Annotated in this window: 14 protein-coding genes; 9 read left to right on the forward strand and 5 right to left on the reverse strand. The window is 62.3% G+C overall.

Annotated features, from left to right (window positions below):
• Positions 1–97: 97 nt before the first annotated feature.
• The 4 genes from ACFSM5_RS06665 to recG form a co-directional block, all read right to left on the reverse strand.
• Positions 98–286 carry a DUF2842 domain-containing protein gene (locus tag ACFSM5_RS06665; RefSeq protein ID WP_379875524.1) on the reverse strand — a complete coding sequence of 63 codons (189 nt, stop codon included), beginning with the start codon at positions 284–286 and terminating at the stop codon, positions 98–100.
• Between the two features lie 13 nt (positions 287–299).
• A complete protein-coding gene (locus ACFSM5_RS06670; RefSeq protein ID WP_379875525.1) occupies positions 300–482 on the reverse strand; it encodes a YdcH family protein in 183 nt (60 codons plus the stop codon).
• Between the two features lie 68 nt (positions 483–550).
• A complete protein-coding gene (locus tag ACFSM5_RS06675) occupies positions 551–874 on the reverse strand; it encodes a hypothetical protein (protein WP_379875526.1) in 324 nt (107 codons plus the stop codon).
• A gap of 6 nt (positions 875–880) precedes the next feature.
• On the reverse strand, positions 881–2,965 hold the full coding sequence (gene recG, locus ACFSM5_RS06680) for an ATP-dependent DNA helicase RecG (RefSeq protein ID WP_379875527.1): 2,085 nt from the start codon (positions 2,963–2,965) through the stop codon (positions 881–883).
• 91 nt (positions 2,966–3,056) lie between these two features.
• Here recG and ACFSM5_RS06685 point away from each other — a divergent pair, with 91 nt between their 5' ends.
• Both ACFSM5_RS06685 and mfd read left to right on the forward strand, forming a co-directional pair.
• A complete protein-coding gene (locus ACFSM5_RS06685; RefSeq protein WP_379875528.1) occupies positions 3,057–3,308 on the forward strand; it encodes an FAD assembly factor SdhE in 252 nt (83 codons plus the stop codon).
• A 12-nt stretch (positions 3,309–3,320) separates the two neighbouring features.
• Positions 3,321–6,812 (forward strand): transcription-repair coupling factor, encoded by a 3,492-nt coding sequence (gene mfd / locus ACFSM5_RS06690; RefSeq protein WP_379875529.1) that lies wholly within the window; start codon positions 3,321–3,323, stop codon positions 6,810–6,812.
• A 126-nt stretch (positions 6,813–6,938) separates the two neighbouring features.
• On the opposite strand, the gene ACFSM5_RS06695 is transcribed toward mfd, so the two are convergent.
• On the reverse strand, positions 6,939–8,039 hold the full coding sequence (locus ACFSM5_RS06695; protein ID WP_379875530.1) for a 2OG-Fe(II) oxygenase family protein: 1,101 nt from the start codon (positions 8,037–8,039) through the stop codon (positions 6,939–6,941).
• Between the two features lie 71 nt (positions 8,040–8,110).
• On the opposite strand from ACFSM5_RS06695, the gene ACFSM5_RS06700 reads away from it, so the two are divergent.
• The 7 genes from ACFSM5_RS06700 (at position 8,111) to metG (ending at position 15,610) form a co-directional block, all read left to right on the forward strand.
• Positions 8,111–8,896 carry a YdcF family protein gene (locus ACFSM5_RS06700; protein ID WP_379875531.1) on the forward strand — a complete coding sequence of 262 codons (786 nt, stop codon included), beginning with the start codon at positions 8,111–8,113 and terminating at the stop codon, positions 8,894–8,896.
• Between the two features lie 95 nt (positions 8,897–8,991).
• Positions 8,992–10,005, forward strand: a complete 1,014-nt coding sequence (locus ACFSM5_RS06705; RefSeq protein WP_379875532.1) for a lytic murein transglycosylase — start codon at positions 8,992–8,994, stop codon at positions 10,003–10,005.
• A gap of 1 nt (position 10,006) precedes the next feature.
• The gene (locus ACFSM5_RS06710) at positions 10,007–11,038 is read left to right on the forward strand and encodes a septal ring lytic transglycosylase RlpA family protein (protein WP_379875533.1); all 1,032 of its coding nucleotides are present in this window, start codon (positions 10,007–10,009) and stop codon (positions 11,036–11,038) included.
• A 23-nt stretch (positions 11,039–11,061) separates the two neighbouring features.
• The gene (locus tag ACFSM5_RS06715) at positions 11,062–12,309 is read left to right on the forward strand and encodes a D-alanyl-D-alanine carboxypeptidase family protein (RefSeq protein WP_379875534.1); all 1,248 of its coding nucleotides are present in this window, start codon (positions 11,062–11,064) and stop codon (positions 12,307–12,309) included.
• Entirely contained in the window at positions 12,306–12,950 is a 645-nt protein-coding gene (gene tmk / locus ACFSM5_RS06720) for a dTMP kinase (RefSeq protein WP_379875535.1), read from the forward strand. Before ACFSM5_RS06715 ends, tmk begins: the two co-directional genes overlap by 4 nt.
• The gene (locus tag ACFSM5_RS06725) at positions 12,947–14,032 is read left to right on the forward strand and encodes a DNA polymerase III subunit delta' (RefSeq protein ID WP_379875536.1); all 1,086 of its coding nucleotides are present in this window, start codon (positions 12,947–12,949) and stop codon (positions 14,030–14,032) included. Before tmk ends, ACFSM5_RS06725 begins: the two co-directional genes overlap by 4 nt.
• Positions 14,033–14,071: 39 nt before the next feature.
• Positions 14,072–15,610, forward strand: coding sequence for a methionine--tRNA ligase (metG, locus tag ACFSM5_RS06730; RefSeq protein ID WP_379875537.1), 1,539 nt, complete (start codon positions 14,072–14,074; stop codon positions 15,608–15,610).
• Position 15,611: the final 1 nt, after the last annotated feature.

Consider the following 15,611-nt stretch of genomic DNA (forward strand, 5'->3'; position numbering starts at 1 on the left):
GTTGTGGCGCCCTCTCCCCAGGGCAACCCTGGCACGGAGGGTATGGCTGAGTTGAGGAAAACGCAATAGGAGCGTGAGTTAATTGGCCGTGATAACGCTATCCGCGCTGACCCCAACGGAAAACTTTAACTGCCGGTGGCACCCAAAGCATTCCAGCTACTGGGAAAAACAGCAGATCGACCGCCCAGTGTACCGGCAGCAAAGCATGAACCGCCATGGCGACCAGGACATAGAAAAAGATCCCGAAAATCAAAATCAGGGCGGCGATAGGGCGTTTCTTGGACATTTGAAGCGGACGACTAGGCGAACCAGCCGCGGCGATGCATCAGCCGGGCGATCCGATCTTTCAGGTTAAGCTTGTGGCGCTTGAGTTGTGACAGCCGACTGGGATCAGGATGCGGGCGAAGCGTTTCCGCCGCCAGTTCCAAATCCAGCTGATTATGCTGCATGCGCAGCGTTTCGACCTGTTGCAGACGACTCATAGAACGCACAGAACCTTTATTCCACTCTCCTATTCTATAGGAGCTGGCGTGTTACCGTTTGGTTAAAATCAGCGCGAGGAATAGCCCATTCCGCGCATGCAGCTGTCGACAGCACCCGCGATGGCACGGTCGCGGCTGGCGTTGTTCATGGAACTACGGATCCGATAACTGTCACTGTTCATTCCGTTGCCCCCGCCGGCCGGATCATAGTTATCGCGTAGGGCGTCGACACGTTCCCGCGTGCTACCCGCCATCGAGGCCTGCGCTTCCCGCTTGCAGGCCCGCTCCGTCCGCGCGGCTTCGGCCATGTCGGTACCAGGGCGGTAGTAGCGCGTGCTGTCCGAGCAGGCGGCTAAAAGCAGGGCGGGAAGCAGGATCAGACTAAGGCGCATGGTTTTCTATCCAGATCGAAGATAACGAACGGCGGCATCGCGCTCAAAAAGATACAGCAAGGTCCGCAATGCCGCGCCGCGTGGACCGTTTAGCTCGGGATCTTTGTCAAGAATAAGGCGGGCATCGTCGCGGGCAACCGGCAGCAGGTCGCGATGCGCCCCTTCGATATCGGCCAGTTTGAAGGTCGGCATGCCCGATTGCCGGGTTCCCAGCACCTCACCAGCGCCTCGCAGACGCAGATCTTCCTCGGCGATGATGAAGCCGTCTTCGGTCTTGCGCAGGATTTCCAGGCGCGACTTGGCCGTTTCGCCCAATGGCGCCTGATAGAGCAGCAGGCAGGAGGCGGGCAGGGAGCCACGCCCGACGCGGCCCCGCAACTGATGCAACTGGGCAAGGCCGAAGCGCTCGGCATGCTCGATCACAATGACCGTCGCCTCGGGGACATTGACCCCGACCTCGATGACGGTCGTCGCCACCAGGATCTGCGTGCGGCCTTCGACGAAGTCCGCGACGGCCTTGTCTTTCTCGGCACCCTTCATCTTGCCGTGAACCAGCCCGACCGCCGATCCGAACAGGCCTGACAGCAGCAGATGCCGCTCCTGGGCATTGGTCAGATCGACCGTCTCGCTCTCCTCGACCAGCGGGCAGACCCAATAGACGCGCTCGCCCGCCGCAATCTTACGTCCAACGCCCGCGATCACATCCTCCAGTCGCTCCATCGGGAGGGCGCGGGTATCGACCGGTTTGCGACCGGGGGGCTTTTCGGTCAGGCGCGAGACATCCAGGTCGCCGTAAGCGGTCATTTCGAGGGTGCGCGGGATGGGCGTGGCGGTCATGACCAGAACGTCCACACCACGCCCCTTTCCGGTCAGCGCCAAACGCTGATGCACGCCAAAGCGATGCTGTTCGTCGATTACGGCAACGGCGAGATCCTGGAAGGCGACATCCTCTTGGAACAACGCGTGGGTGCCGATCAGGATATCGACCTCACCGGCGGCGACCTTGGCCAACACGGCTTCGCGGTTCTTGCCCTTCTCGCGCCCCGTCAGCAGGGCGATCTTCAGGCCTGCCGCGTCGGCCAGGGGCGCGATGGTTTCGAGATGCTGGCGGGCGAGGATTTCGGTCGGGGCCATCAGGGCGCCTTGCGACCCAGCTTCGACCGCGGCTGCCAGGGTGAGCAGCGCCACCACGGTTTTGCCGCTGCCGACATCGCCCTGCAGCAGGCGCAGCATGCGCTTTTCGGATTTGAGGTCGCCCATGATCTCGGACAGCGCCTGCTTTTGGGCGCCGGTGAGGCCGAAGGGCAGGGTGGCCAGGACCCGAGCCTGAATCCGCTGATCGAAATGCAGCGTGCGACCTGGCAGGGTCTTCTGATGGGCGCGGACAAGCTGCAACGCCAATTGATTGGCCAGCAATTCGTCATAGGCTAGGCGCTGTCGCTCCTTACTCATGGGATCAAGAACGGTCAGCACCTCGGGTTTATGGATCGCCAGCAGGGCATCCCGCCACTTGGGCCATTGCCGCATTTTCAGAAGCGACGGTTCGCCCCATTCGGGTAGCTCAGGTGTTTTCTCCAGGGCAGAATTGACAAGCTTTCCCAATATCTTGCCCGACAATCCTGCAGTAAGCGGATACACCGTTTCCAAGCCGGTGAGACGTTCGATCTCGTCAACCGGCGCGACCAGATCGGGGTGAGGCATCTGGCGGCTGTCGCCATAGGCCTCGATCCGGCCAGAGATGGCGCGTTCTTCGCCAAAGGGAAGCTGCTTCACCAGCCAGTCGGGTTTGGCGTGGAAGTAGATGAGGGTGAGGAAACCGCTGTCATCCCGAACCCGAACCCGCCAGGGACGGCGGGGGTTGTCCGGGCGCTCATGCCCATCGACAAAGACCTTGAGGGTGACAGTCTCGCCCAGGGGGGCTTCCTGGATGGAATTCACCAGCCGCCGGTCGACCGCCCCGGTCGGCAAATGCCACAGCAGATCGGCGACATTCCGAACATCCAGCTTTTCCAGCAGGCGCACGGATGCTTTACCAACCCCGGCGAGGGTATCGATACCGGCAAAGAGGGGAAATAGAACGGCTGGACGCATCGGATTGATCGGTTGGGCGCTGACAAGTGGAAGCAGGGCGTCTATATCCAGTGCCGCGCGTCTCAAAAAGCAACGCAAAAAGGGGTTAACGATGGAGGTCCGCAGAAAGCGGCTGTTGTTCCAGGCTCACCATAGGGGCAGCCGGGAAGCCGACATCCTGATCGGCCGATTTGCCGACGCCGAGGTGCCAGGCATGACCGAAGCCGAGATGACGGCTTTCGAATTGATGCTGGACCTGCCCGATATCGATCTCGTGAATTGGGTGATGGGCCGCACGGTCCCGCCGCCCGAAGACGACACCCCCATCCTGCGCCGCCTGATCGCGTTCCACGCCAAAGACTGAGTTCTGTTCCCGATGGTTCTAGCGAAGACGCCCCCCTGGTACGCCATGCCCGGCCGTGTGCAGTTGCACGGCGTGCCGGAAGGTTATGACGCGCTTGTCCTGAAGCGGGCCGCCGAGGCGATTGGCGAGCAGGGGCGGCTGGTCGTGCATGTGGCCCGCGACGATGCGCGGGTGTCGCTACTGACCGAGGCGCTGGCCTTCTTCGCCCCAGGCGTCGAGGTGCTGGGATTCCCGGCCTGGGATTGCCTACCCTATGACCGCGTGTCCCCGAATGGCGAGCTGGTGGCCCATCGCCTGGATTCGCTGACCCGCCTTGCCGACGGCATGCCCGCCAAGCCGCGTGTGCTGCTGACCACCGTCGCCGCGATCACCCAGCGGGTGCCGCCCGCCCATGCGCTTAAAGGGTCCGCCCTGCGTCTGAAGGTCGGCGATACGGTCGACGATCAGATGCTGTTCGCCTATTTCGCCCGCAATGGCTACAGCCGGGTCGAGACGGTGCGCGAGGCGGGGGAGTTCGCCGTGCGTGGCGGCATCATCGACGTCTTCCCGACCGGGGCCGCCGAACCGGTGCGTCTCGATCTTTTCGGCGATCAACTGGAAACCATCCGCACCTTCGATCCTATGAGCCAGCGGTCGGACGGCAATCTGAAGGATATCTCCTTCCGGCCCGTCTCCGAGGTGCTGATGGACGAGGAGTCCATCACGCGCTTCCGCCATGGCTATCGCAGTCTTTTTGGTGCCGAGACATCGGGCGATCCGCTTTACGAAAGCGTATCGGCCGGGCGCCGCCAGATGGGCATGGAACATTGGCTGCCGTTGTTCTTCGAGCATATGTCGACCCTGTTCGACTATGTGCCGAATGCGGCTCTTTCGCTCGATCATCAGGTCGAGGAGGCGATTGCCGCGCGGTTTGAACAGGTCAGCGAGTTCTATCAGGCCCGCCGTGATCTGGTCGCATCAAGCCGCGCCGAGGGCTCACCCTATCATCCGCTGCCCGCCGACAGGCTCTATCTGACGCCCAAGGAATGGCGACAGATCGGAGACGTGCGGGCGGTTGCCGCCTTCACCCCGACCGAAAGCCCCAAGACCGAGGGCAGGGCCGATGCCGAAGGGCGCCTGGGTCGCGACTTCGGCGATGTGCGCGCCCGCCCTGACGTAAAGCTCTATGATGCGGTGCGCGAGCATCTGGCGAGCCTGCGCACGACCGGCGCCCGCACCATGCTGTCGGCCCATTCCGCCGGTTCCCGGGATCGCCTGATCGGCCTGCTGCGCGACCATGGTGTCAGCTGGGTCGAGGGTGTCGAGACGTTCGAGCAGGCCAAGGCTCTGCCCAAGGAAAAGGTTGCCGCCATCGTCCTGGCCCTGCCGCGCGGCTTCACCGCCGACGGCATCGCCGTAGTCACCGAGGGGGATATCCTCGGCGACCGCCTGATCCGGGCGCCCAAGCGCAAGAAAGCTGCCAATTTCATCACCGAACTCGGCACGCTCAGTGCGGGCGATCTGGTGGTGCATGTAGACCACGGCATCGGCCGCTATGAAGGGCTGGAGACCATTCAGGTGGCGGGCGCCCCCCATGACTGCCTGCGCGTCATCTATGCCGGGAACGACAAGCTGTTTGTCCCGGTCGAGAATATCGAGGTTCTGTCCCGCTTCGGGTCCGAGGATGCGGGGGCGCAGCTCGACAAGCTGGGCGGCACCGCCTGGCAGGCGCGCAAGGCCAAGGTCAAGGAACGTATCCGCGATATCGCCGACAAGCTGCTGAAAGTAGCCGCCGAACGCCAGCTGCGCCAGGGCGAAGTGCTGATGCCTGCCGAGGGTACCTACGACGAATTCGCCGCCCGCTTCCCCTATGCCGAAACCGACGATCAGTTGCGGGCCATCGAGGAAACGCTGACGGATCTGGCGTCGGGCAAACCGATGGATCGCTTGATCTGCGGTGACGTCGGCTTCGGCAAGACGGAAATCGCCCTGCGGGCGGCCTTCGTCGCCGCGATGGCGGGCATGCAGGTGGCCGTGGTGGTCCCGACGACGCTGCTCGCGCGTCAGCATTATCAGAATTTCGCCAACCGCTTTGCCGGTCTGCCGCTCAAAGTCGGGCAGCTCTCGCGCCTCGTCACCGCCAAGGAAGCCAGCCGCGTGAAGGCGGAGCTGGCCGACGGCACCCTCGATATCATCGTCGGGACCCATGCGGTGCTGGCCAAAAGCATCGACTTCAAGCGCCTGGGCCTGCTGATCGTCGACGAGGAGCAGCATTTCGGCGTCTCGCAGAAGGAGCGATTGAAGGAGTGGAAGGCGAACGTCCACGTCCTGACCCTATCTGCGACGCCGATCCCCCGTACGTTGCAACTGGCGCTGACGGGCGTGCGCGATCTGTCGATCATCGCGACCCCGCCGGTGGATCGTCTGGCGGTGCGTACCTTCGTGCTGCCCTATGATCCCGTGGTGATCCGCGAAGCGATCATGCGCGAGCATTTTCGCGGCGGTCAGGTCTTCTACGTCAGCCCGCGCCTGGAAGATCTGGATATGCTGGCCGAGCGTCTGCGGATGCTGGTGCCGGACTGCACCTTCGCCATCGCCCATGGCCGCATGTCGGCAACCCAGCTGGAAGACGTCATGGACGCCTTCTGCGAGGGGAAGTACGACATTCTGCTTTCAACCAATATCGTGGAAAGCGGCCTCGATATTCCGTCCGCCAATACCATGATCATCCATCGCGCCGACCTGTTTGGTCTGGCCCAGCTCTATCAGCTGCGCGGACGCATCGGGCGCTCGAAACTGCGCGGCTATGCCTATCTGACCCTGCCCCAGGGCAAAGTGCTGACCGAGGGCGCGCAGAAGCGCCTTGATGTCATGCAGACGCTCGATACGCTCGGCGCGGGCTTCCAGCTTGCCAGCCACGATATGGATATCCGTGGCGCGGGCAATCTGCTGGGCGATGAGCAGTCGGGCCATATCAAGGAAGTCGGGATCGAGCTTTATCAGCATATGCTCCAGGAAGCGGTCGATGCCGCCCGGCGCGGTGCACGCGAAGCTCCGGCAGTCGAGGAGCCGAACGGCTGGACTCCGCAGATCGCCCTGGGCGCGCCGGTGCTGATCCCCGAGGAATATGTCGCCGATCTGGGCGTGCGCCTGACGCTCTATCGCCGCGCTTCTGGCCTGACCACCCGGGGCGACATCGATGGCTTTGCTGCCGAACTGATCGACCGCTTCGGCCCGTTGCCGCCGGAAGTCGAAAGCTTCCTGAAGGTGATCGAGATCAAGGGGCTCTGCCGTCAGGCCGGGGTTGCCAAGGTCGATGCCGGTCCCAAGGGCGTGGTGCTGGCCTTCCACAACAACAACTTCCGGAATCCGCAGGGACTCGTTGCCTATCTCCAGCGTCAGGCCGGAACAGCGAAGCTACGGCCGGACCACAAACTGGTCGTCATCCGCACCTGGGAGCGGCCCATCGACCGGCTCGAAGGCGTGCAGAAGATCCTGCAGCAGCTGGCCGATATGGTGAAATAGACTAAGCAGTTCGTCATCCCGGTGCTCGACACCGGGATCTCCTCCGGGAGCCTTACCGGAAAACTTCGCGAGTAAGAGATCCCGGGATCAAGTCCCGGGATGACGCCGGTGTTGAGCCTCGTTAACTCAGTTATCGATATACCCGAGATTAGCCATCCGAATTTCCGCAGCCGCCTCGTCATAGAGGAAGGGCAGGGTGGCATAACGCTTACCGCGCGTCACCTTGGTCACCCCGTGGCGGAGCGAGCAGGAGAAGACCAGCGCGCCGCCGGTCGGGCAGCGCCATGTCTGCGGGCCATATTCGGGGAAGAACAGGTCGCCCCCTTCATATTCATCGGCATTGAGATTGATGGTCACCGCGAAGCGCCGATGAGCCGTTCCCTTGGTCGTATTGTCCCGATGCGGGCCGAAATGGCCGCCGGTATCGTCATAACAGGCGACGATATAGCGCTCGATCCGGGTGGCGTTGAAATTGAACACCCGCATGATCTCCGGCACCAGCGCCCGTTCGATCCGCTTTTTCAGATCGTTCTGAAGGCCGATATCCGCGATATCGCAGTCGGCGCGCTTCTTAGCCGAATGATCGATCTTGCCGACGGTCCGGCCGTCGACATTGACCATGAAGCCGCTGTCGGTACCGCCATTGGACTCATAATAATCGATCAGGCGACGGCAGAACTCAGGCTCCAGAATGCGTGGGGCGATCAGGATCGGCGGCGGCGCAAAGGCGCCCGAATGGGCAACCGGCGGCGGCAGGGTCGACAGGCGACGGGCGAGGGCGGGTGCCTCGGCAATCGGCAGGCTCGCCATCACCCGCAAGGACGGGTCGAGCAGAACGGCCAGCGCGCGGACCCGCGCTGGGCCGTCCTCATTGAGGCTGACCGCCCCGAACATCTGCCCGGCTTTCCCGCCCAGATCCTGAACGATGAACCGCTTTTCCCCGGTCGCCTTGAAGCGCGTTTCTGCGTCGGAGAAAGTGATCGTCACCAGGGCCGCATCGAACCCGACCCGGGAGTGAGCGTCAAACAGGCGGAAAGCCTCCGCGCTGCTTTCTCCGCTATCGACCAGCAGAACGACGACATAATTGCCGGTTAGGCTGTCGAGATCGAGGATCGTCGGAAAATCGGCGTGGCTGCGGAGGCGGGGCAGATTGTCGCCGATGGCCAGCTGGCGGAACCGAAGGGACGTAGAAACGGGCGGAACGGGAAGATCTGGTGCACTTGTCATAGTGACCCCAGTCTGCCGCGTCGACCCCTTGCTTGCCAACCGCGATCTCTTCGACGACTGTAGGCGGCACCATGGCCTTTATCGCAAGCAAGCTTCTCTGGTGGCTCTTCAGCCCCGGCAATCTCATCCTCTTCGGACTGATCTTCGGCTGGTTGCTAAGCCTTGTCGGTTGGCGCCGATTTGGCCGCAGCCTCTGTGCCTTCAGCGTGTTGCTTCTGCTGGCCATGGCCGTTCTTCCGATGGGGGACTGGCTGCTGCGGCCGCTGGAGAACCGTTTCCCGGCCCCGGCCAACCTGACCCGCGTCGATGGTGTCATCGTCCTGGGTGGGCCGATCAATGGCGATCTGTCGCGCTTGCGTGGGCAGCCGGTGGTCAATGACAGTGCCGAGCGGATCCTGGCGATGATCGAGCTGTCCCGCCGCTTTCCCGACGCCAAAGTGGTCTTCAGCAGCGGCACAGCCTCCCTGGATGGTGAAGGCATCCGCGAGGCGGATGTGGCAGCCGAACTGGTTGCCAAACTAGGCGTCCCGGACGGACGCATTCTGTTTGAGCGTGACGCCCGCAACACCCAGGAAAATGCGGAGAATTCTAGGCTGCTGGTGCAGCCCAAGGAGGGCGAGGTCTGGCTGCTGGTGACCTCTGCCCATCATATGCCGCGCTCGGTCGGGATTTTCCGGCAGATCGGCTGGAACGTCACCGCCTATCCGGTCGACTATGGAACTGCCCCTGACGGCGAGGGGGCGAGCTATGCCGTGCTGGACGGGATGAATGCCACGCACTGGGCGATCCGAGAGTGGCTGGGGCTACTGTATTACCGCCTCATGGGACGGACCGCAGAAATCTTTCCGCATCCGTAACGACCAAGGCTTATCATTTCCTTAACCGAGCCGTTGCGTTGCAATACGCAACGTGCCACAACATCTGCGAAGTTCAGTGAAATCGGCTGGGGCAGATGCGGAGCGTATTACAGGCGGCGTTTGGTGGGGTTCTTGGAGTGCTGGCGGCGTCCGTGTCGCTTCCGGCCATGGCCCAGGCTCCTCTGTCGACCACATCCGCCGACGAAATTGCCCGCTTCGAGACCTGGAAAATCGGCTTCATTGCCGATGCCAGTGCCGCCGGGATCGCGCGCTCGACCGCCGAAACCGCGCTGGCGGGCATGGTGCCCTTGGCCCGCGTGGTCGAACTGGATCGCAAGCAGCCCGAAAAGACAGTCACCTTCGCCGATTACCGCAAGCGGGTGGTCAACGCGCAGCGCATCAAAACGGCCAAAGCCAAGCTGCAGGAGCATCGGCAGCTTCTGAACCGGGTTTCCGCCCAGTTCGGGGTTCCAGCCCGATATCTCGTCGCGCTGTGGGCGGTTGAGACAGATTTTGGTCGTTTCACCGGCGGTTTCGATGTCGTCCCGGCGCTGGCCACGCTGGCGTTCGAGGGGCGCCGCGCCGAGCTGTTCCGGGGCGAGCTGATCGAAGCCTTGAAGATCATCGACCGGGGCGAAGCGCCGCGCGGCGGCTTGCGCGGTTCGTGGGCCGGCGCCATGGGGCAATGCCAGTTCATGCCCTCCAGCTTCAACAAGCTGGCCATCGATTTTGACGGCGACGGGCGCCGGGATATCTGGAACAGCCTGCCCGACGTTTTTGGGTCGATGGCGAATTACCTGAAAGAGCAGGGCTGGCAACCGGGCGTCGTCTGGGGGCGGGCAGTCCATGTGCCGTCCGATGCGACCAACCTGCCGATTGGTATCGATACACGCAAGCCGCTTGCCGAATGGCAGAAGCTTGGGTTGCGCGCCATCGACGGCAAGCCGCTTCCCCATGCCGACGTAGAGGCGTCGCTGGTCATGCCGGACGGCATCACTGGCCCCGGCTTCCTGGTTTACGACAATTTCCGAACCCTCATGCAATGGAACCGGTCGACGTATTTTGCGACGTCCATCGGCTTACTGGCGGATATGATCGGCGATGCTTGATATGAAGACCCGTGCCCCCTTCGGCCCCATCGTCCTGATGCTGGCGGCGGCAAGCCTTGCCGCCTGCGGCGGAAAGACCCCGGTCTCCTCCAGCACCACGCCGCAGACCGGCACGCCCAGCACGGAAGTCGCGACGGGCGGCGTCTATAAGGTCGGCAATCCCTATCAGATCAACGGCGTCACCTATTATCCGGCCGAAGATTACAAGTACGACGAAACCGGTATCGCCTCCTGGTACGGTCCGGGCTTCCACGCCAAGATGACCGGCAACGGCGAGAATTTCGATCAGAACGAAATGACCGCCGCCCATCGCACCCTGCCGATGCCCAGCTTCGTTCGGGTCACCAACCTGGATAACGGACGCACGGTTGTGCTGCGTGTCAATGACCGCGGCCCCTATGCCCATAGCCGTATCATTGATGTCTCCCGCCGGGGTGCCCAGCTTCTGGGCTTCGAGACGGCGGGGACCGCGCGGGTTCGGGTCCAGATCCTGCCGCAGGAAAGCCAGCAGATCGCCGATGCCATGCGCTCGCAGGGCCGCACGTCGGGCGATCAGGCTTCCAAGGGGGCAGGGGGCACCTTCATTGCCCGCGCCTCCAATCTGCCAAACGAACCGGCCCCTCAGGCCGCGCCGCGCAGCACGATTTCTTCTGAAAAGCTTGAAGCCCCGGCGGGCCGCTCGACAGCACCGGCATCGCCACCCGCCACGGCCTCCTTGCCTGCAAGCTCGCTTGCGAACCGGGGCGCCGTTCCAATGCCTGCCGATCCCACGGGTCCGTCTGGGCAGGTCGCACCGAAATCGACGCGTCTTTTCATTCAGGTCGCCGCGCTGTCCAATCCGGATAATGCCCGGGCTCTCAGCCAGAAGCTGCAGGCCTATGGCCCGACGGTCATCACGCCGACGCAGATCGGCAGCCAGCAGTTCCATCGGGTCCGCATCGGTCCGCTGCCGTCTGTCGAGGAAGGCGATCGGACACTTGAAAATGTGATACAAAAAGGCGGTTTCCCGGATGCCCGCCTGATTGTCGACTAAATTTGCCACCAGGGTAAGCGATCATGGCTAAGTCACTCGTAACTGCTTTTTTTGTCGCCGCGGTCGCCACCAGCATCGCCGTCCCTTATTATGCCGAGGCTCAGCAGAAGCCGCCGGCCAAGCCTGCCACGCAGCCCCAGAAGCCGGCTGCCAAGCCCGCCATGCCGCCCCCGCCGCCAGCGCCGACTGTGGATGCGCGCGGCTTTCCGCTGATCGAAACCGGGGCGGAGTTCGCCTATATCATCGATGCGACCACCGGCGCGGTGTTGTTGGACAAAAACGGCTCGCAGCGCATGTATCCGTCGTCCATGACCAAGATCATGACGGCCTATCTCGTCTTCGAAAAATTGAAGAAGGGCGAGTTGAAGCTGGAAGACGAGCTGACCGTCAGCGAAAAAGCCTGGCGTATGGGCGGCTCGAAAATGTTCATCGAGGTCGGGACCCGGGTGAAGATCCTGGATCTGCTCCATGGTGCCGTTATTTCCTCGGGCAATGATGCCTGCGTTGCGCTGGCCGAAGGGCTGGCGGGCAGCGAAGAAGCCTTTGCCGAGCAGATGACCCGCAAGGCCCGTGAGTTGGGCATGATGGATACCAACTTCCGCAATGCCTCGGGCTGGCCGGACCCGGATCATTGGACGACCTCCCATGATCTCGCCGTGCTGGCCTATGCGACGATCCGCGATTTCCCGGATCTCTATCAGATGTATGCAGATCGCCAGTTTACCTTTAACGGCATCAAGCAGGATAACCGCAACCCGCTGCTGGCCTCACTCGCCGGGTCGGATGGTCTCAAGACGGGTCATACCGAAATCGCGGGCTATGGCCTGACGGCGTCGGCCGTGCGTGAAGGCCGCCGCCTGATCATGGTCATCAATGGCCTGAAGTCGATGCGGGATCGCGCGCAGGAATCCGAGCGTCTGATGAGCTGGGCCTTCCGCGAGTTCGACAATTACGCACTGTTCAAGCCGGGCGATGTTGTCGAGGAAGTGCCGGTCTGGCTGGGTCAGGCGAAGACTGTCCCTGTCAGCGTCCAGCAGCAGAGCGTCGTGACGCTTCCCCGCCGTCTGCGCAAGGATATGCAGGTTTCCGTGAAATACGAATCGCCCGTGAAGGCGCCGGTTCAGCAGGGGCAGGAAATCGGGCAGCTCGTGGTCACCACCCCGAACCTGCCGCCGATTCAGCTTCCGCTTGTTGCCGCGCAAAGCGTGGGTGAGCTAGGGTTGTTTGGTCGCGTTGGCGCGGCGGTTAACCATTTTGTGTTGGGACAATGAGACGTCGCGGTAGTTTCATCACCCTTGAGGGTGGCGAGGGCGCTGGGAAATCCACCCAGATGGCCCGCCTCAAAACAGCATTGGTCAAGGCGGGTCATTCCTGCACGGCGACACGGGAACCCGGTGGTTCTCATGGGGCCGAGGAAATCCGCGACCTGATCGTCACGGGAACAGCCAACCGCTGGGACAGCATCACCGAGGCTCTGCTGATCGCAGCCGCCCGCCGCGACCATGTGGAGCGCCTGATCCGCCCGGCCCTGAAGCGCGGCGAATGGGTGTTGAGCGACAGGTTTGTCGACAGCACCATTGCCTATCAGGGCTATGGCCGCGGTCTGCCGATTACCCTGCTGACCCGCTTGCGCCGCCTGTCCTGCGAACGCCTCATGCCCGACCTGACCATAATCCTGGATCTTCCTGTCGAAGATGGTCTGGCGCGTGCAGCCTTGCGCAAGGGCAATGGCGAAATGCGTTTCGAGAGTGAGACCATCGATTTCCATCGTCGCCTGCGTGACGGCTTCCACAAGATCGCTGCCGAAGACCCCGAACGGTGTGTCGTGATTGATGCGACCCAGGAAGTGGAAAGCGTCAGCGCCCTGATCCGCGCGGTCGTGCGGGCCAGACTCCCCGACAGCGGCCTATGAGTCAGGCGGCGGAAGCGCCGGTTCCGACGCCGCAGACTTCTTCATTTCTCGTCGGTCATGCCGCCGCCGAAGCCGCTTTTCTTGAGAGTTGGAACAGCGGGCACTGTCCGCATGCCTTGCTGATCAGCGGACCGACCGGCATCGGCAAGGCTACGCTGGCCTATCGTATTGCCCGCTTCATCCTGGCCGAGGGGAATGGCGATAGCGGCGGCATGTTCTTCGCCGCCAAGCCTGACAGTATCCAGCTGAGCGAGGATCATCCCGTCTTTCGTCAGGTCGCCGCTGGCAGTCACCCAGATCTGATGGTGGTGGAGCGGCTGCGGGATGAGAAAACCAGCAAACTGAAGACCAATATCGCCGTCGATCAGGTGCGCGCGGTCTCAGCTTTTCTGCATCTGACTTCGTCTTCAGGCGGATGGCGTGTCGTTTTGATCGATAGTGTCGACGACATGAATCCCAATTCGGCCAATGCCTTACTGAAAGGTCTTGAGGAACCGCCAGCTCGCACGATGATGCTGCTGGTCAGCCACGCGCCAGGCAGGTTGCTGCCAACGATCCGATCGCGCTGCCGCAAGCTGCTGCTGGAGCCCTTGGACACTGCCGGCATGGGGCAGGTGATGAGCAGGCTTGGCGTTGCCAGCGATGCATCGACCCTGGCACGCCTGTCGGCCATGGCGGAAGGTAGTCCCGGTCGCGGCCTTGAACTTATGGCCGGGGGCGGGCTGGAGCTTTATGCCGAAATCATGCAGTTGGTCGGCGCGCCTGACGCCCAGCGTCATCATGCTTTTGCCGATCGCCTGTCGCGTGCCGGGCAGGAGACAGGGTTCGAACTGTCCCGCAGCCTGCTGGATTGGTGGCTGTCGCGCCTTGTCCGGGAAGCGGCGCGAGGTGGGGCGGGGCCTGAGCTGGTCGAGGGCGAAAACCGTGCCCGCGCGCGGGTCATGGCGGCGCATTCGCTTGATCGCCTGATTGAGGTATGGGACAAGATCCACCTGCTGTTCGAGACCGCAATGCGTTTGAATCTCGATAAGAAGCAGGTTCTGCTGTCGAGTTTGGAATTATTGGCGCCGCCGGGTCGTTGACCGGCATCCAAGCGCCCTGGTGGTATGAGGAAAACTAATATGGCTCGCCCGGATCGTTATTACGTCACCACGCCGATCTATTACGTCAATGACAAGCCCCATATCGGGCATGCCTATACGACGCTGGCCTGTGACGTGCTGGCGCGGTTTCTGCGCCTGGATGGTGTGGACGTTCATTTCCTGACTGGCACCGACGAACATGGCCAGAAGGTTGAAAAGGCTGCCGCCGTTAAAGGCGTGGCGCCGCAGACTTTCACGGACGAGGTTTCGCAGAACTTCCGCACCCTCGCGGAAGTCATGAATTTTTCTAACGATGATTTCATCCGCACGACCGAGCCGCGCCATATCAAGTCCGCACAGGCCATGTGGACCCGTCTGGTCGAAAAGGGCGCGATCTACCTTGGCTCCTACGCCGGTTGGTATTCGGTCCGCGACGAAGCCTTCTATGCCGAGGCCGAACTGGTGAATGGCAAGGCGCCGACCGGCGCCGATGTCGAATGGGTGGAGGAGCCCAGCTATTTCTTCAAGCTGTCCGCCTTCGAGGACAAGCTGCTGGCCTATTATGACGCCAACCCCGAGTTCATCGGTCCACGCTCGCGTCGTAACGAGGTTTTGAGCTTCGTTAAGGGCGGTCTGAAAGACCTCTCGATCTCGCGCACCAGCTTCAAGTGGGGCATTCCTGTGCCGGGCGACGACAAGCACATCATGTATGTGTGGCTCGATGCGCTGGTGAATTATATGACCGCCGTCGGCTTCCCGGACGAAAGCGATCCCAAGTGGTCGCGCTGGCCCGCCAACCTCCATATGGTCGGCAAGGATATCGTGCGTTTCCACGCCGTCTATTGGCCGGCCTTCCTGATGGCGGCCGATCTGCCCTTACCGGACCGCGTCTATGCCCACGGCTGGTGGACCAACGAGGGGCAGAAGATTTCCAAGTCGCTGGGCAATGTCATCGACCCGCTAAAGCTGGTAGAGACTTACGGTCTGGATCCGGTGCGCTATTTCCTGCTGCGCGAAGTGCCGTTCGGCAACGACGGCGATTTCAGCCATACGCAGATGATCAAGCGCATCAATACCGACCTCGCGAATGACCTGGGTAACCTTGCTCAGCGTGTGCTGTCGATGATCGGCAAGAACTGCGGCGGCACCGTGCCGCAGCCTGGTCCTTTCATCGAGGCCGATCATGAATTGCTGAATTCGGCCAAGGCATTGCGCGATTCTGTTCGCGCCTCTTTCCTGGAGCAGAGCTTCCACAAAGGTCTGGAAGACATCTGGAATGTAGTGTCGGCCGCGAACCGCTATGTGGACGAGCAGGCGCCCTGGACCCTGAAAAAGACCGATCCGGCGCGCATGGCGACCGTGCTCTATGTCCTGGCCGACGTTGTGCGCGTCATGGGCTTCCTGGTGCAGGCAATCATGCCCGCCAGCGGCGCCAAGATGCTCGATCAGTTGGTGATCGCCGAGGATAAGCGCAGCTTCGCCCATATCGATACGGCTCTGGTTCCCGGCACGCCGCTGCCTGCACCCCAGGGCGTTTTCCCGCGTTATGTCGCACCCGAGGAAGGGGCGGCCCAGTGAC

The sequence above is a fragment of the Lacibacterium aquatile genome, from assembly GCF_042683105.1.
GTDB lineage: Bacteria > Pseudomonadota > Alphaproteobacteria > Elsterales > Elsteraceae > Lacibacterium > Lacibacterium aquatile.

Coding starts and splice junctions, on each gene's coding strand:
- ACFSM5_RS06665 (WP_379875524.1), bottom strand. CDS start 286: ATGTCCAAGAAACGCCCTATCGCCGCCCTGATTTTGATTTTCGGGATC.
- ACFSM5_RS06670 (WP_379875525.1), bottom strand. CDS start 482: ATGAGTCGTCTGCAACAGGTCGAAACGCTGCGCATGCAGCATAATCAG.
- ACFSM5_RS06675 (WP_379875526.1), bottom strand. CDS start 874: ATGCGCCTTAGTCTGATCCTGCTTCCCGCCCTGCTTTTAGCCGCCTGC.
- recG (WP_379875527.1), bottom strand. CDS start 2,965: ATGCGTCCAGCCGTTCTATTTCCCCTCTTTGCCGGTATCGATACCCTC.
- ACFSM5_RS06685 (WP_379875528.1), top strand. CDS start 3,057: ATGGAGGTCCGCAGAAAGCGGCTGTTGTTCCAGGCTCACCATAGGGGC.
- mfd (WP_379875529.1), top strand. CDS start 3,321: ATGGTTCTAGCGAAGACGCCCCCCTGGTACGCCATGCCCGGCCGTGTG.
- ACFSM5_RS06695 (WP_379875530.1), bottom strand. CDS start 8,039: ATGACAAGTGCACCAGATCTTCCCGTTCCGCCCGTTTCTACGTCCCTT.
- ACFSM5_RS06700 (WP_379875531.1), top strand. CDS start 8,111: ATGGCCTTTATCGCAAGCAAGCTTCTCTGGTGGCTCTTCAGCCCCGGC.
- ACFSM5_RS06705 (WP_379875532.1), top strand. CDS start 8,992: ATGCGGAGCGTATTACAGGCGGCGTTTGGTGGGGTTCTTGGAGTGCTG.
- ACFSM5_RS06710 (WP_379875533.1), top strand. CDS start 10,007: ATGAAGACCCGTGCCCCCTTCGGCCCCATCGTCCTGATGCTGGCGGCG.
- ACFSM5_RS06715 (WP_379875534.1), top strand. CDS start 11,062: ATGGCTAAGTCACTCGTAACTGCTTTTTTTGTCGCCGCGGTCGCCACC.
- tmk (WP_379875535.1), top strand. CDS start 12,306: ATGAGACGTCGCGGTAGTTTCATCACCCTTGAGGGTGGCGAGGGCGCT.
- ACFSM5_RS06725 (WP_379875536.1), top strand. CDS start 12,947: ATGAGTCAGGCGGCGGAAGCGCCGGTTCCGACGCCGCAGACTTCTTCA.
- metG (WP_379875537.1), top strand. CDS start 14,072: ATGGCTCGCCCGGATCGTTATTACGTCACCACGCCGATCTATTACGTC.